An 18,412-nucleotide genomic window follows, 5' to 3' on the forward strand; every position below is an offset into this window, starting at 1 on the left:
GAGGTCTCAATGCCTTTCGATCACCAAGAAAAGTCAATCAGGAGAGACACATGACCCTATCCCGCCGCGACATTCTCAAGATCGGTGGTGCCGCCGCCGCCCTGCCATTGCTCGGAGGCACTGCCTTCGCCCAGGAGAAGCTCAAGGTCGGCTTCATCTATGTCGGCACCATCAACGACAATGGCTATAACTATGGCCACAACCAGGGCCGCATCTTCCTGCAGGACGCCCTCGGCGATGCCGTCGAAACCACCTACGTGGAAAACGTGCCCGAAGGCCCCGATTGCGAGCGCGTGCTGCGCGAACTGGCCCAGCAGGGCAACAAGCTGATTTTCGCCACCAGCTTCGGCTTTGGCGATGCGGTGATCAAGGTGGCCGCCGAGTTCCCGGACGTCGCCTTCGAGCACGCCACCGGCTACATGAAGGCGGACAATGTCGGCCTCTACAATGCGCGCTTCTATGAAGGCCGCGCCGTCTGCGGCACCATCGCGGGCCACCTCTCCAAAACCGGCAAGGCCGCCTATATCGGCTCCTTCCCGATCCCCGAAGTCGTCATGGGCATCAATGCGCTGGCGCTGTCCGGCCGTCGCATCAATCCGGCCTTCACCGTCAAGCCGGTCTATATCTCGACCTGGAATGACCCGGCCAAGGAAGGCGATGCGGCCCGTGCATTGATCGACCAGGGCGTCGATATCATCGCCCAGCACACCGACGGCCCGGCGGCACTGCAGGTTGCGCAGGAACGCGGCATTGTCGGCGGCTTCGGCCAGGGTGCCGATATGAGCGCCTTCGCTCCCGAAGCCCAGTTGACCGCGATCATCGACCACTGGGGTCCACACTACGTCAATTCCGCCAAGGCGGTGATTGCCGGCACCTGGACCGCGGGCGACACGTGGGAAGGCCTCAAGGAGGAGGTCGTCCAGATGGGCGCCTACAACAAGAAGATCCCGGCCGACGTCGTTGCCGATGCTGAAAAGATTCGCACCGGCCAGATCGATGGCTCGTTCAAGATCTTCACCGGCCCGATCAAGGACAATACCGGCGCCGAACGCGTCGCCGCTGGCGTCGCAATGACCGATGCCGAGCTGCTGAGCATGGACTGGTACGTCGAAGGCGTCGAACAGCCGGTGTAATCGCTTCGCTATAGATCACCAGGGCTAAGGTGGTCCCCTTCTCCCCTTGTGAGAGAAGGTGCCCGAAGGGCAGATGAGGGGTTCTGCGTTTCCTGATGCCGCAAGGCATGGGGCGGCTCAGAACCCCTCACCCTGATTGCCCTGCTGAACGCAGGGCAATCTGTCCCTCTCCCACAAGGGGCGAGGGGAAGGACGGAGACTGAGCGATGGGCGATTTCGTCATTTTCTATGAGTGGCTGAGCTTTGCGGTGCGGTGGACCCATGTCATCACCGCCATCGCCTGGATCGGCTCGTCATTCTATTTCATCGCGCTCGATCTGGGTCTGCGCAAGACCCCCAGCCTGCCGCCTTTGGCACATGGCGAGGAGTGGCAGGTGCATGGCGGCGGCTTCTACCACATCCAGAAATACCTGGTCGCGCCGGACTTTTTGCCCGAACACCTGACCTGGTTCAAATGGGAAAGCTACGCCACCTGGCTCTCCGGTTTTTGCCTGCTGGCGCTGATTTACTATGTCGGCGCAGACATTTACCTGATCGACCGCAACGTGCTGGACGTGCCGCAATGGGCGGGCATCCTGATCTCCATCGGCTCGATCCTGCTTGGCTGGATCGTCTATAGTCGGCTGTGCAAATCCCCGATCGGGCAAAGCCAGAATGGACTGATGCTGGTGCTGTTCGCCATCCTGACGGCGATGGCTTGGGGCTATACGCAGCTGTTCACCGGCCGCGCCGCCATGCTGCATATGGGCGTGTTCACCGCCACCATCATGGCGGCGAACGTTGCGATGATCATCATCCCGAACCAGACTATCGTCGTGGCGGATTTGAAGGCCGGCCGGGTGCCCGATGCCAAATACGGCAAGATCGCCAAGCAGCGCAGCCTGCACAACAATTACCTGACGCTGCCGGTGATCTTCTTCATGCTGTCGAGCCACTATCCGCTGGCCTTCGCCACGCAGTGGAACTGGATCATCGCCAGCCTGATCTTCCTCGTCGGCGTGGTGATCCGGCACTATTTCAACACGCGCCATGCACGTAAGGGTAATCCGCACTGGACGTGGCTGGCGGCCGTGGTGCTATTCCTGCTGATCGCCTGGCTGTCGAGCGGGCCAAAACTGCCCGGCTCGGCGGGTGATCTGGTCGCGTCGCGCGCCGCTGAACCGTTCATGGCCGCCGCCCATTTCGAGGAAGCGAGCCTGACGGTGCAGACGCGCTGCGCCATGTGCCACACGGCAGAACCGGCCTGGGACGGGATTTATGAGGCGCCCAAGAACGTCATCCTTGACAATGACGTCGCCATTGCCAACCACGCCGAGCAGATCGTCATCCAGGCCGGTTATGCGCATGCCATGCCGCCGGGCAATGTCAGCGAAATCACACCCGAGGAACGCGCTCTGCTGGTGGAGTGGTATCGCGAAGGCTCGGCGCTATGACGCGGACGATCCTGCGCGGGCGGGTGCTGACTTTCCTGTCCGAGCCGCAAGGGCTCGATGACGCGGCAAGTTACCGCTACCTCGAGGACGGCGCCGTGGTGATTGCCGACGGCAAGATCGTCGCGCTTGAGGACTTTTCTGCCATCGAGATCGGCGATGCGCAGGTGATTGACCATCGTCCTCACCTGATCCTGCCGGGCTTCATCGATACGCATCTGCACTATGTGCAGAGCCAGATGATCGCCTCCTATGCGGGGTCCCTGCTGGAATGGCTCAACACCTACACCTTTGTGGAAGAACAGAAATTCAGCCAGCAGGGCCATGCCGGCTCGGTCGCCTCCGCGTTCTACGACGAATTGATCCGCAACGGCACCACGACGGCGGTGGCCTATTGCTCCAGCCATCCCAGAAGCGTCGATGCCTATTTCGCCGAGGCCGAAAAGCGCAACATGCTGATGGTCGGCGGTAAGGTGATGATGGATCGCAATGCGCCCGAAGCACTCTGCGACACCGCCCAATCGAGTTATGACGACACCAAGGCCCTGATCGAGCGCTGGCATGGTCGCGGCCGCGGGCTCTACGCCATCTCGCCGCGCTTCGCCATCACTTCGACGCCCGAGCAGATGGAGATGGCCCGCGCCCTCGTGGCGGAGCATCCCGAGTGCTACGTGCAGACCCATCTCAGCGAGAACGACGCCGAGATCAAGTTCTCGATGGAGCTTTATCCAGATGCCGTGGACTATACTGGCATCTACGAGGATTACGGCATACTGGGTCCCAAGACCCTGATCGGGCACTGCATCCATCTCAACCATCGTGAGACCCGGGTACTGGCCGAGACCAAATCGGTCGCCGTATTCTGTCCGACCTCGAACCTGTTCCTGGGCAGCGGGCTGTTCGACCGGGAACGGTTGATGATGGCCGGCGTGCGAATTGGGATCGCGACCGATATCGGCGGCGGCACCAGCTATTCGATGCTGCGCACGCTGGACGAGGGCTACAAGATTTCGCAATTGCGCGGGCAGCGACTGACCCCGTTCAACTCGTTCTACATGATGACCCTGGGCAATGCGCGGGCGCTGTCGCTCGAAGGCACTATCGGCACCATCGCGCCCGGCTGTGCGGCGGATTTGGTGGTACTAAATGCTAACGCAACGCCAGCAATGGCGCTCCGAATGCTAACCGTAAGTGCGCTTTACGAAGAGCTGTTCCTGCTGCAGACGCTCGGGGATGACCGATCGATCGCGGAGGTCTATGTGGCTGGTGCAAGGGCGAAGTCTACTTTAGGCGGGTTGTGACACTTCCGCGCATGACTTAAGTCTCCTCAGTCCGCACAAAAAGGAAGCAGAAATGAGCGATTACCTGATGAAAGCCGGCCTTTCGGTTCACCCCCTATTGGTCGATTTCGTCGAAAAGGAAGCGCTCCCCGGTCTCTCGGTAACGGCCGAACAATTCTGGACCGGCTTTGCGGCGCTGCTGGCCGAGCATGGCCCAACCAATGCGGCATTGCTTGCTAAGCGGGACGACCTGCAGGGCAAGATCGACGACTGGCACCGCCGCTACGGGCCGGTCGCCAACAATCCGCAGGGCTATGAATTCTTCCTGCGCGATATCGGCTATCTGGTTGCAGAACCAGCAGATTTTACTATCGAGACCACGGGGCTGGATGCGGAAATCACTGCTCTGTGCGGTCCGCAACTGGTGGTGCCGGTGAGCAATGCCCGCTACGCGCTCAACGCCGCCAATGCGCGCTGGGGCAGCCTCTACGACGCTTTCTACGGCACCGATGTCATCAGCCGCGAGGGCGATCTAGCGGTCTACGCGGGCTTCAATGCCGCGCGCGGGCAGGCGGTCGTTGCCAAGGCGGCGGAATTCCTCGATGCGGCATTTCCGCTGGAAACCGGCAGCCATCGCGATGTTACCGGCTATCACGTCGAGAAGGATGGCGAGCGGCGGCACTTCGTGGTCGACACGAGTGCGGGCCGTACACGACTCAAGGACCCGGAGGCCTTCGCCGGCTATGGCGGCACGCAAGACAAGGGTGAACTCGTGTTGCGCCACAATGGCTTACACGTGGTCTTGGTGATCGAGCCGGGTAGCGTCATCGGCGCCACCCACAAGGCGGGCCTCAGCGATATTATCGTCGAAGCGGCGCTGACCACGATCCAGGACTGCGAAGACTCGGTCGCCGCCGTCGATGCCGACGACAAGGTCGGCGTTTATCGCAACTGGCTGGGCCTGATGAACGGCACGCTAAGCGATACGTTCGAGAAGGGCGGCAAGACCGTTACGCGCACGCTCAAGGCCGACCGCGACTACAAGGACGTCAACGGTAAACCCTTGATACTCAAGGGCCGTTCGTTGCTTCTGGTGCGCAACGTCGGGCATTTGATGACCACCGACGCGGTGCGCGATACTGCCGGCAAGCCGATCGGCGAAGGCCTGATGGATGCGGCCGTCACTGTGCTCTGCGCCATGCACGACAAGCTCAACAGCCGCACCGGCGCTGTCTATATCGTCAAGCCGAAGATGCACGGGCCCGAGGAAGTCGCCTTCGCCTGCGCGATATTCGGCTCGGTCGAGAAGATGCTCGGGCTCAAGCCCCTGACGGTCAAAATCGGCATCATGGACGAGGAACGGCGCACCTCCGCGAATCTAAAGGCCGCGATCCACGCGGCGCGCGAACGGGTGTTTTTTATCAATACGGGTTTTCTCGACCGCACTGGCGACGAAATCCACACCTCGATGGAAGCCGGCCCAGTGCTGCGCAAGGACGAGATCAAGTCTGAGCGCTGGATCCAGGCGTACGAAGACCGCAACGTGCTGATCGGGCTGGCCTGCGGCCTCAGCGGCCGGGCGCAGATCGGCAAGGGCATGTGGGCGCGGCCTGACGACATGGCCGCAATGATGAGCGCCAAGATCGGCCACCCCAATGCCGGCGCCAACACCGCCTGGGTGCCGTCCCCAACCGCCGCGACCCTGCATGCGCTGCACTATCATCAGGTCGACGTGTTCAAGGCGCAGCAGCGCCGCCATGACGAGGCAACGCCGAGCCTCGCTGAACTGTTCTCCATGCCGATCCAGGTGCCGTTCTCGCTCAGCCGCGATGAAATCACCCGCGAACTGGAAAACAATGCCCAGGGCATTCTGGGTTATGTGGTGCGCTGGGTGCAGCAGGGCATCGGCTGCTCCAAGGTGCCGGATATCAACGATGTCGGACTGATGGAAGACCGTGCTACCTGCCGGATTTCCTCGCAGGCCGTGGCCAACTGGCTGCGCCACGGGCTGGTGAGCAAGGATGAGGTGATCGCCACCTTCGAGCGCATGGCCTCGGTGGTAGACGAGCAGAATGCCGGTGATCCTATCTATCGCTCGATGGCGGAGAATTTCCAGTCGGTGGCCTTCAACGCGGCGCTGGACCTGGCGCTGCGCGGCGCCGACCAGCCCGCAGGGTATACGGAGCCAATCCTGCATGAGCGCCGCCGCATGGTGAAGGCCCGCGAGGCTGCGCGGAGCTGAGCTGCCTTAAAAGCGCTGCAACCGGGACTATCGATGCGGCATGGCTTCGCGCATTGCCGAGATGAGACTACCGCTACCCAGGTTCGACGGGCGCCTGCCCGCCGGGGCGGAGCTGGTCGCCTCGGCATTGCTGCATGCCATGTTGCTGGCCTTGCTGTTGCATCAGGCCAGGGCGTTGCCCGACGCGCCACCCGAGCACAGCATTGCGATCGATCTCGTCACCGCGGAGCAATATGCGGCAGCCACCGCGTTGCCGGCGATCGTGACCGCCCCGGCCAGCAAGGCAAGCGTGGCTCGGCCGCCGCCCGAGGCTGCGCCGGTCGCGCCCCCATCGCCAGCGCCGTCAACTGGCGTGCCGCCTTCAGGCATGGTGCATCCAACGCAGTTGCTCGGTGCGGGCGTCCTGGCGGAGCCGGCGAGCAAGGAAGTTCGCGAAACGCTGCCGCTCCTCGGCGGAGATGAGCGAAAAGTCCAACTGTGCAATATCGAGGCGCTGGCGCAGATTCATGCCGCCGATCCCAAGCTGGACCCTGATGTCCTCGTCGCTTACGCGATGGCCGACATGGATGTCAGCGCCACTAGCGTCACCGCGGACGGCGGGGCATTTCGCAGCCAAAAGCAATGGTACGGCTTCAAGTTCCGCTGTGCGGTTGCGGCCGATCTGAAGTCGGTCACCGACTTCTCGTTTGCGATTGGCGAGCCGATCCCCAAAAGCGAATGGGAAAGCCACGATCTCACCGCCGAAGATCAGGAGATGGATTAGCGGATGTCGAAGGCCGGCAGTGCGATAGCCGTTGGGCGCTGGGGATCGTGGAAAATCTCGATGTCGTTGGCGACCAGCGTCGTCGCCGTGCCAACCGGCTCGTCGGTCCCCAGATTGCGGGCATAGCGCGGATGCGCCCCCGAGGAGACCTGCAAACGCAGGCGGTGGCCGACAAGGAAGGCATGGGCGGTGGCATGCAGCGTGAAGTTCAGCCGCCAGGTGCCATCGGTCTCTACGGGCGTTGCCGGCGTTACGCGGATCAGGCCATCGCAGATATTGGTCGAAACGCCGTCCGACGACACGTCGCAGAGCCGGAGGAAAAAATCCACATTGGGCACGCTGGCGCGGGCGTAGAGCGTGATGCTGGTTTGCCCGATGATCGTCAGTGGCGCGTCGAGCGGCTCGGAGGTGTAGCTGAGCACGTCCGCCCGGCTTTCGCGGCTGACATTGTCGACTGGACCGGCTCCGGTAAAGGCGAACATGGCGCCGCCGATATTGGGCGTCGGATCGGCCGGATCATAGACATAGCGGTCGGGTTCGCTCGCCGTCTGTCGTGATAACGCCAGGACGCCGCCGGGATGCAGGTGCCAAGTTTGCTGCGTCGCCGGCCCAGGCGGAAAGGCATCATAATCGCGCCATTCATCCAGCCCCGAAATGTGGATGCGTACCGGCTTTTCGCGCAGATCGGCGCTATCGCCCAGCAGCTTGGCGCGCATCCACAGCAGGGTCTCGCGCAAGTTGTCGCGCTGCAATTCGTCCGAGATATGTGTCCAGGTGCCCACGGTGAGGAACGGCTGGTGGCCGACATCGACGAGGCGCTGATAGTCGGACAGCAATTGGTCGACCATGAAATCATACCAGCCGGACATGAAATGTACCGGGGGCGTAGTGGCGGTCAGGCGGTGGCGATGGTCGATCGCCTCCCAGAACACATCATTGCCGATGGATTCCTTGAACCAGCGGCGCCAGAACGGCACCAGCTTGCCGACCGCCGCAATGTCGGCCTCGACCAGCGGCAGCACCATCGACGCCTTGGCGGTCTTGCGCTCGACGCCGCCGGAAAACATGGTGCCGGCCATCTTGAGCGGCCGCTCGCGCAACCCGTCGATCACCTGCAGCCAGGAGAGCCAGAGCCCGAGATGAAACGCCCCGGCGGGGAACACTACCGAACGAAAATCGGCGCTGGTGACCTTGGTCGCCATGGCTGCAATCGGGGGCAGGGCGTCGCAAATGGCCCATTGCGCATAACCCAGATAGCTGGGGCCGGACAGGCCGAGGCGGCCGTCATACCAAGGCTGATCCTTGATCCAAGCCAGCGTCGTCAACCCGTCGGCGCGCTCATTGACCAGTGGATCGAATTCACCACCGGATTTTTCGGTGCCGCGACAGGCCTGCAGCACCACGTTGAAACCGCGCTCGGCATAGGCTTCGGCAATGCCGCCAAAACCCCGGCGGCCATAAGGTAGGCGCATCAGGATGGTGGGGTGCTTGTCCTTGGTGCGCGGGGCGAAATGATCGGTCATCAGGATGATGCCGTCGTCCATGGTCAGCGCGATATTGCGATGCTTCTTCACGCCGTTGAGGCGCGGCGGCAGGTTGTCGATATAGGCCAGATAGAGGCTTTGCAGGCTCATGGATCAGTCCACGAAGTCGAACTTATCGACATCGAACAGCCCGCGATCGGTCATCTTGAGATGCGGGATGACCGGCAGTGCGAGGAACGCCACCTGCAGGAATGGCTCGGGCAGCACGCAGCCCAGCGACTTGGCCGCGTCGCGCAACAGATGCAGGGCATGGGAGACGGTCTCGAACGGTTCCAGACTCATCAGGCCCGCCAGGGGTAAAGCAAGTTCGGCGGTGATCTTGCCGTCTTCGGCGACGACGAAGCCGCCGCCCAGTTCGATCAGGCGGTTCACCGCCAGCGCCATGTCCGCGTCACTGGCGCCGACGACGGTGATGTTGTGGCTGTCATGGCCGACGCTGGAAGCGATGGCGCCGCGCTTGAGGCCAAAGCCCGTGACGAAACTGCGCCCGATATTGCCATTGCGGCCATGACGCTCGATGACCGCCACCTTGATGACGTCGGCGGCAAGGTCGGGTTGCAAGCCCAGCTCGGTGACGGCGAGCGTGGCGCTTTCGCGGAAGGTCAGGATCAGGCCGGGCTTGACGCCGATCACCGTTGTGCGGTTTTGGCCCGGGTTGGCCGGAGTGACGAAGGTCTCGGGTGTCACCGGCGTCGCCCTCATCGAGGACAGGCCGACCGGCGCGACAGGCTGGCGGGCGGCAAAGAGTTCGGGGCGAACCAGCCGGCCAGCGGCGATCACATCCGAAACGCGGCAATCCTCAAGGCTGTCGAGCAAAGCGATATCGGCACGCCATCCGGGCGCAACGAGCCCACGATCACGCAGGCCGAAAATGCGGGCCGCCGAGTGGGAGGCGGCGCGATAAACGTGGTGCAGTGGCCGCCCCATGGCGATCAGGCGGCGGATCGAGCTATCGAGATGGCCTTCCTCGGCGATATCGAGCGGGTTGCGGTCATCAGTGCACAGGGCCACGAAGCTGGACGTGTTCTCGTCGAGGATTTCGGCCAAGGCATTGAGGTCCTTGGACACCGAGCCTTCGCGGATCAGGATGGCCATGCCCTTGGCGAGCTTTTCGCGCGCTTCGGCGGCAGTCGTCGCCTCATGATCAGTGCGGATGGCGGCGGCCAGGTAGCCGTTGAGCGCCTGGCCCAGCAGCAGCGGCGCGTGGCCATCGATATGGCCGTCCTGGAAGGCCACCAGCTTGGCGATGATGCCCGGATCGGCATTGAGCACGCCGGGAAAGTTCATCATCTCGGCCAGGCCGATCACCTTGGGATGGGTGCGGAATGGCTCCAGATCGGCGATTTCCAGCGCAGCGCCGGACGTCTCGAAGGCGGTGGCCGGCACGCAGGAGGATAGGTTCACCCGCACGTCCATCACGGTCTGTTCGGCGCAGTAGAGGAAATAGCTTATGCCCTCGGCGCCCAGCACATTGGCGATTTCATGCGGGTCGCAGATCGCCGTGGTGACGCCATGCGGCAACACGCAGCGGTCGAATTCAAAGGGCGTGACCAAGGACGATTCGATGTGCAGATGCGTATCGATGAAGCCCGGAACCGCGAAGCGACCGCCGCCGTCGATGGTCACCTTGCCGTGATACTCGGAATGGGTGCCGACGATGCGGTCATCGACAATGGCGATGTCGGTGGTGATCACTGCCCCGGTGATCACATCGAGCAGGCGCACGTTCTTGATCACCAAGTCCGCCTCGGCCTTGCCTTGGCCGGCCATGATCATGCGGGTGAGTGCGGCGGAAGTGGTCATGAATGGCCTTCGTGTTGCGTGCTTGAACGTCGGCTGGCCCACCTTTGCCGTCAAGCCCTTAGCTGGAACCGCGACGGCTTGCGCACGTTGAGGACGATCGTTCAATACGGGAGTCCAGCATGGAAACCTACGATCCGCACAAGAATACGACAGACGTGCGTCAGGCCAGCCCGCGCAAGATGAATTTGCGGGTGCTGGTATACTCGCTGGTCGGGGTCGTGGTGCTGCTCGGCATTGTCTATGCCATCTATACCGGCACGCAGCCGAACCCGACGTAGGCCGCGATGGTCCGACTGGTCAAAGTGGGTCGCGAGGATCTGACGATCTCGCGGCGGCGCAAGGGCAAGGGGTTTTCCTATCTGGGGGCAGACGGCGCGGTCATTGCCGACGCCGAAGACAGAGCCCGCATTCGCTCGCTCGGCATTCCCCCCGCTTGGAACGAGGTCCACATCGCGGTGCATCCGCGGGCGCATATCCAGGCGCTGGGCACCGACGAGGCGGGCAGGGTGCAATATATCTATCACCCCGATTGGGAGGCCAAGCGCACCGGCAAGAAGCAGGCGCGGCTGGCCCTGCTGACCTCGGCCTTGCCCCGGCTGCGGCGCAAGGTGCAGGCCGATCTCGGCGCAGAAGCCGGCTCGAAGGCACTCGCCTTGGCCATCGCGGTCGATCTGATCGATCGTACGGCGATGCGGGTGGGGCGGGAAAAATACCTGGCCACCAGCGGCACGCGCGGGGCAGGGACGTTGTTTTCCCGCGATATCCGCGTCGATGGTGACGAGGTCTGCATGGCGTTCGACGCCAAGGGCGGCAAGCGCGCCGATTATTGCGTCACCGATGCGGTGCTGGCTGATGCCGTCAACCGGATCAAGACCCTGAGCGGCAAGCGGTTGCTGGTCTATCGCAATTCAGAAGGCAAAATCCGGCCGATCATGACCAGCGCGATCAACGCCTATCTGCGCGACTTGGCGGGTGTCGATATCTCCGCCAAGGATTTTCGCACCCTGCATGCCAGCGCCATGGCGGGCGAGGCCTTGGCCCGCCTGGAAACCGGAACCTCGATGTCGGCACGCCGCCGGCAGATGGCGCAGGTGACGCGCGAGATTGCGGACGTGCTGCGCAACACGCCGATGATCTGCCGCAAATCCTATATCGCGCCCTGCCTGTTCAAGCTGTTCGATGAGGGTAAGCTGCAATCCCTCTGGCAAGCGGCGGGACGCGGCAAGACTGGGCTGCGGCAGCGCGAACAGCGGCTGCGGACGGTGCTGGCGGCCATGGCCTAGGCCGCCTCTGTCCGCCCTTTGCGGTCGAGCGCGTTGGCGGGATCGGCGAAGATTTCTTCGATCTTGGCCGGCAGCACTGCAGCGGAGAACAGGAAGCCCTGCAATGTGTTGCAGCCCATCGCGCCCAGCATATCGGCCTGCTCGGTGGTTTCGACGCCTTCGGCAGTGACGCGGATATCCATGGCGTGAGCCAGGGTGACGATCGCCTGGGTGATCGCCACGGAGACGTGGCCGGGCTCCAATTGGTTGACGAAAGAGCGATCGATCTTGATGCGATCGACGGGATAGCGTTTGAGATAGCTCAGCGACGAATAGCCGGTGCCGAAATCGTCGAGCGCGATATGGATGCCCGAGGCCCGCAAGGTCCGCAAATTCTGGGCGGAGATGTGCTCGTCATCGAGCAGGATGCTTTCGGTGATTTCCAGTTCCAGGTCGGTGGGGCGCATGCCTGTCTGGCGCAGGACCTCGAACACCAGCATGGCAAACTTCGGATTACGCAATTGGGTGGGCGAGATATTGACGGCGATATCGCGTCCCGGTGACTTGGCGCCGAGCTCGCAGGCCCGGCGCAGCACGAATTCGCCCAGCACTTCGATCAGGCCGGTACTTTCCGCCACTGGAATGAACCGGGCCGGCGAGATCTGGCCAAACTTGGGGTGGTGCCAGCGGGCCAGGGCTTCGGCGCCGGCGACCCTGCGGCTCTGCTGGTCGACCAGGGGCTGGAACACCACCGAGAGCTGGTCGGTCTGTTTCAGCGCGTCGCGCAGTTCGGCCTCGATGGTGTGCTGCAATTGCAGCAGCTCGTTCATGTGCTCCTGATAGACCACGGCGCGGTTGCGGCCGGCCGACTTGGCCTCATAGAGCGCGATATCGGCCTTGCGGATCAATTCATGCGGTTCGGCGCCGCCACCGGTGGCGTGCACGATGCCGATGCTGACACCGACGAAGGCCTTGAAATGGTTGAGCTCGAAGGCCTGACCGATGGAGTCGATGATCCGGCTGGATAGCGCGATGGCATCGATTTGCCGCTCGCGCGATACCGAAAGAATGCCGAATTCGTCGCCACCGAGCCGAGCGATCAGCATATCGTCGCCCACCGTGGCGCGCAGGCGCTGGCCGACGCAGCGGATCAGGTCGTCGCCGGCCTGGTGCCCCAGCGTGTCGTTGATCTGCTTGAAACGATCGAGATCGAGCATCAAGAGGCTCAGATAGGCCCCCGCGGTCTGCCGCTCCGTCAGGGTTTGCGCCAGCCTGGCGTCGAAACTGCTGCGGTTGGGCAGGCCGGTTAGCCGGTCATGCGCGGCCTGATATTCGGCATGAATGCGGCCCGCTTCGAGTGCCGAGGACGAGCGTCGCAACTGGTGCAGCAGCAGGAACACCACAATCACGGCGATGAGGAAGGCAAAGCCGAAGGCCGGTGCGGTGTGGCGCAGCAGTGTCTGGCCCGGCCGGTCGCGCGTCCACTCGAAAAAGGCGATGAACCGTCCCGCGCTGTTGAGCAGAGGGTAGATGGCCTTGCCTGGATCGCTACTCTCGGTCAGCGAAAAGCGGGCATTTTCAAACAGATACTCGTCGGACAGGCGCTCCGCGAAGGCGCGGTCGAGAAACAGAATATCCGCCAGCAGCGGCTCGCTGCCGGGCTCCTGCAGCAGTTGGCGGCTATCGGAAACGATGGGTATGACGCTGACGACGGCCGGCATGCCGTCGACGACGACGAATTCGGCGGTCGCGGGTGGGGCGCTATCGCGCCCCTGGTTGTAACGGGTCATGCCGCCCGCCGCGATCAGTTGCCGCAGACGCATGGCGAGCGGGCCAACGGCGTCGGCGACCTGGCCATAATGGTCGAGCGGCGCGGCGGCGCCGTTTTCCATCAGATAGATCGGCTGGTTACCGGCATCGAGCACGACGGAACGGTTGTGGCCGAAAAAGTCATACATCCAGACGCCAAGATTGGTATCGACCCAGTCCAGATCGGGCGCCAGCTTGGTAGCAAGCAGGGCATCGTCCCAGATGGCGACGCTTTCCTGGTCGTGGCTGATCTGCTGGCGCTGGGCCGACAGCACATGCGCAACCATCCTGGTCTGCCGTTCCAGGGCCCGCTCATCGATATTGGCGGTCGACCACAGGGTGAATCCCAGCACCGCCGCGGCCGTCACCACCATCGTCAAGACGACGGGCAGCAGCACGCTTGTGGAAAACTGCCAGCGGTGCGCGGTCGTCGGTTGGGATTGCATCAAGCAGCCGGTGTGAGCCCTTAAGCACAAGCCCTAACGCAGGCACACTTGCAGACTGGTTACCAAGCCGGCGATTTCGGCGATAAAGCGCTGGCGTCAGCCGTTTTCCTTGAACAGGACCTCGCGGTCCTGGGTGAAGTTGGCCAGCAGGGGGATCGCGGCTCCACCCATGGCGCGCGCGCCGCTGCCCAAGGCCCCTTCGACCAGCGTGAAGGCAGACAAACCCTGGCGATTGACCCGGTCCAGCGCCATGCGGGTCCGCTCGATGATGGACTGGCGGACACTGACGGGAAATGCTCCGTCCACCACCACGGTTTCCACATCGATCACCGCGATCGCGGCGACGATGGCATAGGCCAGGCTTTCGGCAACCTCATCGATCCAGTCATCGAGCACCGGACCCAGATGCGGGCCCCAATCGTCGGGCGATTGCCAGAGCAGATCGGCGCTACGGCCCTGTTCGATCAATTTGCGTTCAAGCACATAGATCGAGGCGACGTTCATCAACTGGCGCGAGCGCTCGGGGGAGCCCGCATAGGCCGGCATGGAGCCGAGCGCCCCGGCATTGCGGGTGCGTCCGGGGAACAGGTGGCCATCGAGCACCAGCCCGCCGCCGATGAAAGAGCCAATGTAAACATAGAGATAATCGATATAATCGGCGCCGTTGCCAAACATCAATTCGGCCGCGCAGGCCGCGGTGATGTCGTTGGAGAAATACACCGGCCAGGCACAGATCCGCGCTAGGTCGGCGCGGATGTCCACGGTCTTCCAGGCCTCGATGTCCTCGAGCGGCGCGCCGATTTCCTCAGCCCAGGTCCACATTTCATAAGGGGCCGCGATGCCAAGCCCAGCGATGCGCGCGATGGTGTCAGCTGGAAGGTCGGCCTGCAATTGCGCCAGTCCCGCAATGGCGAAATCGCGCACGCTTTGCGGCGTCGGATAGGCATAGATTTGGTGCAGTTTGGCCTGCACCTCGCCGACGAAATTGATCAGGTAAAGATCGACGCTGCGCCTGCCGATCTTCAGCCCGAAGGCAAAGGCGCCATCGGGATTGAGCGAATAGGGCACCGAGGGTTGCCCGACGCGGCCGCGCTGGGCGTCGCCGCGCGTCAGCAGGCCATCGGCCTCCAACTGGTTCATGATGATGGAAATGGTCTGCGGCGACAGCCCGGTCATGCGGGCAATGTCGGCCTTGGGCAGCTTGCCGTGCCGCCGGATCAGCGACAGCACCAGGCGCTCGTTGTACAGGCGCACGCCGCTCTGGTTCGTGCCCCGGCTCAAGCCGTCCGAACGTTTCTGGCCAATTTTGGCGCGCGCAGACGACACCATCTCCTCCTTTGGCACCAAGCCTTTAGCTGCCCGCCATTGGCGGCAAATCGTGCCAAAATGCAACTGGCGCGATCAGGTTGATGTCTCCTCCATGGTATAAATCAGACCTTCGCCGCCGTGCTGTCAATTAATAAATCCACTGGATTAACTTATTGACAGGCGGCGGGCGATTTGCTGATGATGGGCGCATGGCAGCGGAGGATGAGCACATCATCGCCGCGAGCCGGATGCGAACGCACCAATGCAGGTCAACTGCGGGCGTTCGCTCGAGGAACCCTTTGGGAGGAAAAATCATGCATAGTTTCTTTAAGGTCGCGGCCGCTGGGGCGGTGATGCTCGGTCTGATGGCCGGCACCGCGGCATATGCCCAGGACAAGCCCGTCGTGGGGCTGATCACCAAGACGGAAGGCAACCCGTTCTTCGTCAAGATGCGCGAGGGCGCGCAGGCCAAGGCCGACGAGCTCGGTATTGATCTGCGCACCTTCGCCGGCAAGTTCGACGGCGACAACGACAGCCAGATTGCCGCGATCGAGAACCTGATCTCCTCGGGGGCCAAGGGCTTTGCCATCGTGCCATCGGATTCCAGCGCCATCGTGCCGACAATCCAGCAGGCGCGCGATGCGGGTCTCCTGGTCATCGTGCTCGACACGCCGCTCGATCCGATCGACGCCGCCGACGCGACGTTTGCCACCGATAACCGCAAGGCCGGCGAGCTGATCGGCTCCTGGGCCAAGGGCACGCTGGGCGACAAGGCTGCTGACGCCAAGATCGCCTTCCTCGATCTGGCGGTGAACCAGCCGACCGTGGACTATTTGCGCGACCAAGGCTTCATGGCCGGCTTCGGCATCGATGTGAAAGATCCCAATAAGTACGGGGACGAAGACGACGCGCGCATCTGCGGTCATGAAATGACTGCGGGTGCGGCGGACGGCGGGCGTACCGCAATGGAAACGCTGCTGCAGAAATGCCCGGATGTGAATGTGGTTTACACAATCAATGAGGAGGCTGCGGCTGGTGCCTATGAAGCGCTGAAGGCAGTTGGCAAGGATGATGGTTCGATACTTGTCGTCTCGGTCGATGGCGGCTGCCCCGGCGTCGCCAACGTCAAGGCCGGCGTGATCGGCGCCACCAGCCAGCAATATCCACTGAAAATGGCCGCCATGGCGATGGAAGCGATCAAGAAGTTCGCCGACACCGGTGAAAAGCCGGCGGCAACCCCCGGCCTCGACTTCTTCGACACCGGCGCCGCGCTGGTGACCGACAAGCCAGTAACCGGGGTGGAGTCGATCGACACCGCCAAGGGCGCCGAGCTCTGCTGGGGCTAAGCCAAGCCTACACGATCTGCCTCCCTCCCCGCAGCGGGGAGGGAGTGCATCGCGAGCGGACACTGAATAACCCTGGGAGGGGATCGTATGAGCGATGACGCGACGGGGACGTCGACTGCCGAAAAAGGCCTGGCGGGTGTCGAGCAGGGCGTAGCGAGTTTCGAGGAAGACTCGCCCAGCCCGATCCGCCGGTTGCAGGCCTTTTTGCATGCCTACCCGACGGCTATTCCCTTCATCGTGCTCATTGTGGGCATTGCCATCTTCTCGGTGGCGGCGGGCCCCAAATTCTTCGCGCCGTTCAACCTGTCGCTGGTGCTGCAGCAGGTGACCATCATCGGTGTGCTCGGCATCGCGCAGACGCTGATCATCCTGACCGCCGGTATTGATCTGTCGGTCGGTGCCATCATGATCCTGTCATCCATCGTGATGGGGCGGCTGTCGGTGGTGGCGGGCGTCCCGGTGGAAGCCAGCTTCGTGCTCGGCATCGGCACCGGCATTTTGTGCGGATTTATCAACGGCGTACTGGTCGCCCTCGTCAAGCTGCCGCCCTTCATCGTGACGCTGGGCACTTGGTCGATCTACGGCGCCATGGTGATTTTCATCTCCAATTCCGAGACCATCCGCAGCCAGGACATCGCGGCGGTAGCGCCGATGCTGCAATGGATGGGCGCGCGCGTGCCGATCGGCGGCGGGGCGGTGCTGACGGCCGGCTCGATGCTGATGATCCTGATCGCGGCAGCGATCTGGTACATCCTCAACCGCACCGCGTTCGGGCGCCATATCTACGCCACCGGTGACGATCCCGAAGCCGCGCGGCTGGCGGGTATCAACACGAAAATGACGCTGATCGGGGTGTATACGCTGGCCGGTTTCATCTGCGCCATTGCCAGTTGGGTGCTGATCGGCCGCGTCGGCGCGGTCTCCCCGCTCGGCAGCCAGACGGCGAACCTTGACTCCATCACCGCCGTGGTGATCGGCGGCACCTCGCTGTTCGGCGGGCGCGGTTCGATCGTCGGCACGCTGCTGGGTGCGTTGATCGTGGGCATGTTCCGCAACGGCCTGGCGCTCGCGGGTGTCGATGTGCTGTGGCAGGAATTCGCCGTCGGCGCGCTCATCATCCTCGCGGTCACCATCGATCAGTGGATCAGGAAGATTTCAGCATGAGCCTCGATCAAACGGCCGCAAATCTCACCGCGACACCTATCGCCGGGCCACAGCCGATCCTGTCGGCGACTGGATTGCAAAAGCGCTACGGCAAGGTGGTGGCGCTGGACAATGCCGATTTTGAGCTGATGCCGGGGGAGATCCTTGCCGTCATCGGCGACAATGGCGCCGGTAAATCCACCCTGATCAAGGCGCTGTGCGGCGCGGTGATCCCCGATGCCGGTGTCATCAAACTTGATGGCTCGCCCATCAGCTTCAAGTCGCCGATGGAAGCACGGTTGGCCGGGATCGAGACGGTCTATCAGAACCTGGCGCTGTCGCCGGCCTTGTCGATCGCCGACAATCTGTTTCTCGGCCGCGAAATGCGCAAGCCCGGGCCACTGGGCAACATCTTCCGGCTGCTCGACCGCTCCGGCATGAACCGCATGGCGCGCGAAAAGCTCAGCGAGCTCGGGCTGATGACCATCCAGAACATCAACCAGTCGGTGGAAACCCTCTCCGGCGGCCAACGCCAGGGCGTCGCTGTGGCGCGGGCTGCGGCATTCGGATCACGCGTGGTGATCATGGACGAGCCCACTGCGGCTTTGGGCGTCAAGGAGAGCCGCCGCGTGCTGGAGCTGATGCTCGACGTCAAGCGGCGCGGCCTGCCGATCGTGCTGATCTCGCACAACATGCCGCACGTGTTCGAGGTCGCGGACCGCATTCACATCCACCGATTGGGCAAGCGGATCGCTGTGATCAATCCAAAAAATCATACCATGTCCGACGCCGTCGCCATCATGACCGGCGCCATGCCGCCCCCGGCGGCCAGCTAGCGCGACTTTTCTGCGCTTCCGGTGCTCACGTACTCAATGTACGCTGCGCTCCGGTTCTCGAAAAATC

At 62.9% G+C, this 18,412-nt stretch carries 14 protein-coding genes; 10 read left to right on the top strand and 4 right to left on the bottom strand.

Going from position 1 to position 18,412, the window contains the following annotated elements:
• Positions 1–50 precede the first annotated feature (50 nt).
• The 5 genes from JWR51_RS13980 to JWR51_RS14000 all read left to right on the top strand — a co-directional run bounded on the left by JWR51_RS13980 (position 51) and on the right by JWR51_RS14000 (position 6,848).
• Positions 51–1,133: a BMP family ABC transporter substrate-binding protein gene (locus JWR51_RS13980; protein ID WP_299748436.1), complete on the top strand. Its 1,083-nt coding sequence runs from the start codon at positions 51–53 to the stop codon at positions 1,131–1,133.
• 206 nt (positions 1,134–1,339) lie between these two features.
• Complete coding sequence (locus tag JWR51_RS13985; RefSeq protein WP_299748439.1) at positions 1,340–2,566, top strand: urate hydroxylase PuuD; 1,227 nt, start codon at positions 1,340–1,342, stop codon at positions 2,564–2,566.
• Positions 2,563–3,864 carry a guanine deaminase gene (gene guaD, locus JWR51_RS13990; protein WP_299748441.1) on the top strand — a complete coding sequence of 434 codons (1,302 nt, stop codon included), beginning with the start codon at positions 2,563–2,565 and terminating at the stop codon, positions 3,862–3,864. Before JWR51_RS13985 ends, guaD begins: the two co-directional genes overlap by 4 nt.
• 52 nt (positions 3,865–3,916) lie before the next feature.
• Entirely contained in the window at positions 3,917–6,085 is a 2,169-nt protein-coding gene (locus JWR51_RS13995; protein ID WP_299748444.1) for a malate synthase G, read from the top strand.
• A 40-nt stretch (positions 6,086–6,125) separates the two neighbouring features.
• On the top strand, positions 6,126–6,848 hold the full coding sequence (locus tag JWR51_RS14000; RefSeq protein WP_299748446.1) for a DUF930 domain-containing protein: 723 nt from the start codon (positions 6,126–6,128) through the stop codon (positions 6,846–6,848).
• On the opposite strand, the gene JWR51_RS14005 is transcribed toward JWR51_RS14000, so the two are convergent.
• Both JWR51_RS14005 and ade read right to left on the bottom strand, forming a co-directional pair.
• Positions 6,845–8,482 carry a CocE/NonD family hydrolase gene (locus JWR51_RS14005; RefSeq protein WP_299748449.1) on the bottom strand — a complete coding sequence of 546 codons (1,638 nt, stop codon included), beginning with the start codon at positions 8,480–8,482 and terminating at the stop codon, positions 6,845–6,847. The two genes, JWR51_RS14000 and JWR51_RS14005, sit on opposite strands and share 4 nt — an antisense overlap.
• 3 nt (positions 8,483–8,485) lie before the next feature.
• Positions 8,486–10,195 carry an adenine deaminase gene (gene ade, locus JWR51_RS14010; protein WP_299748452.1) on the bottom strand — a complete coding sequence of 570 codons (1,710 nt, stop codon included), beginning with the start codon at positions 10,193–10,195 and terminating at the stop codon, positions 8,486–8,488.
• 119 nt (positions 10,196–10,314) lie between these two features.
• Between ade and JWR51_RS14015 the strand changes: the two genes are divergently transcribed.
• Complete coding sequence (locus tag JWR51_RS14015) at positions 10,315–10,473, top strand: hypothetical protein (protein ID WP_299748455.1); 159 nt, start codon at positions 10,315–10,317, stop codon at positions 10,471–10,473.
• 6 nt (positions 10,474–10,479) lie between these two features.
• Entirely contained in the window at positions 10,480–11,478 is a 999-nt protein-coding gene (locus JWR51_RS14020) for a DNA topoisomerase IB (protein WP_299748458.1), read from the top strand.
• Here the strand turns inward: JWR51_RS14020 and JWR51_RS14025 are convergent.
• Together JWR51_RS14025 and JWR51_RS14030 are read right to left on the bottom strand one after the other, a co-directional pair.
• The gene (locus JWR51_RS14025) at positions 11,475–13,712 is read right to left on the bottom strand and encodes an EAL domain-containing protein (RefSeq protein WP_299748461.1); all 2,238 of its coding nucleotides are present in this window, start codon (positions 13,710–13,712) and stop codon (positions 11,475–11,477) included. The genes JWR51_RS14020 and JWR51_RS14025 overlap by 4 nt on opposite strands.
• A 96-nt stretch (positions 13,713–13,808) precedes the next feature.
• Positions 13,809–15,038: an ROK family transcriptional regulator gene (locus tag JWR51_RS14030; RefSeq protein WP_299748463.1), complete on the bottom strand. Its 1,230-nt coding sequence runs from the start codon at positions 15,036–15,038 to the stop codon at positions 13,809–13,811.
• A 335-nt stretch (positions 15,039–15,373) separates the two neighbouring features.
• Here JWR51_RS14030 and JWR51_RS14035 point away from each other — a divergent pair, with 335 nt between their 5' ends.
• From JWR51_RS14035 to JWR51_RS14045, 3 genes are all read left to right on the top strand, one after another.
• Positions 15,374–16,366, top strand: coding sequence for a substrate-binding domain-containing protein (locus tag JWR51_RS14035; protein WP_299748549.1), 993 nt, complete (start codon positions 15,374–15,376; stop codon positions 16,364–16,366).
• Positions 16,367–16,453: 87 nt separating this feature from the next.
• The gene (locus JWR51_RS14040; protein WP_299748466.1) at positions 16,454–17,530 is read left to right on the top strand and encodes an ABC transporter permease; all 1,077 of its coding nucleotides are present in this window, start codon (positions 16,454–16,456) and stop codon (positions 17,528–17,530) included.
• Entirely contained in the window at positions 17,527–18,345 is an 819-nt protein-coding gene (locus tag JWR51_RS14045; RefSeq protein WP_299748469.1) for an ATP-binding cassette domain-containing protein, read from the top strand. The genes JWR51_RS14040 and JWR51_RS14045 overlap by 4 nt, the downstream gene beginning before the upstream one ends.
• Positions 18,346–18,412 lie beyond the last annotated feature (67 nt).

Origin of the sequence: Devosia sp., from assembly GCF_028290625.1 — a bacterium.
Lineage (GTDB): Bacteria > Pseudomonadota > Alphaproteobacteria > Rhizobiales > Devosiaceae > Devosia.

Coding starts and splice junctions, on each gene's coding strand:
- JWR51_RS13985 (WP_299748439.1), top strand. CDS start 1,340: ATGGGCGATTTCGTCATTTTCTATGAGTGGCTGAGCTTTGCGGTGCGG.
- JWR51_RS14025 (WP_299748461.1), bottom strand. CDS start 13,712: ATGCAATCCCAACCGACGACCGCGCACCGCTGGCAGTTTTCCACAAGC.
- guaD (WP_299748441.1), top strand. CDS start 2,563: ATGACGCGGACGATCCTGCGCGGGCGGGTGCTGACTTTCCTGTCCGAG.
- JWR51_RS13995 (WP_299748444.1), top strand. CDS start 3,917: ATGAGCGATTACCTGATGAAAGCCGGCCTTTCGGTTCACCCCCTATTG.
- JWR51_RS14035 (WP_299748549.1), top strand. CDS start 15,374: ATGCTCGGTCTGATGGCCGGCACCGCGGCATATGCCCAGGACAAGCCC.
- JWR51_RS14005 (WP_299748449.1), bottom strand. CDS start 8,482: ATGAGCCTGCAAAGCCTCTATCTGGCCTATATCGACAACCTGCCGCCG.
- JWR51_RS14040 (WP_299748466.1), top strand. CDS start 16,454: ATGAGCGATGACGCGACGGGGACGTCGACTGCCGAAAAAGGCCTGGCG.
- JWR51_RS14015 (WP_299748455.1), top strand. CDS start 10,315: ATGGAAACCTACGATCCGCACAAGAATACGACAGACGTGCGTCAGGCC.
- JWR51_RS14000 (WP_299748446.1), top strand. CDS start 6,126: ATGGCTTCGCGCATTGCCGAGATGAGACTACCGCTACCCAGGTTCGAC.
- JWR51_RS14045 (WP_299748469.1), top strand. CDS start 17,527: ATGAGCCTCGATCAAACGGCCGCAAATCTCACCGCGACACCTATCGCC.
- ade (WP_299748452.1), bottom strand. CDS start 10,195: ATGACCACTTCCGCCGCACTCACCCGCATGATCATGGCCGGCCAAGGC.
- JWR51_RS14020 (WP_299748458.1), top strand. CDS start 10,480: ATGGTCCGACTGGTCAAAGTGGGTCGCGAGGATCTGACGATCTCGCGG.
- JWR51_RS13980 (WP_299748436.1), top strand. CDS start 51: ATGACCCTATCCCGCCGCGACATTCTCAAGATCGGTGGTGCCGCCGCC.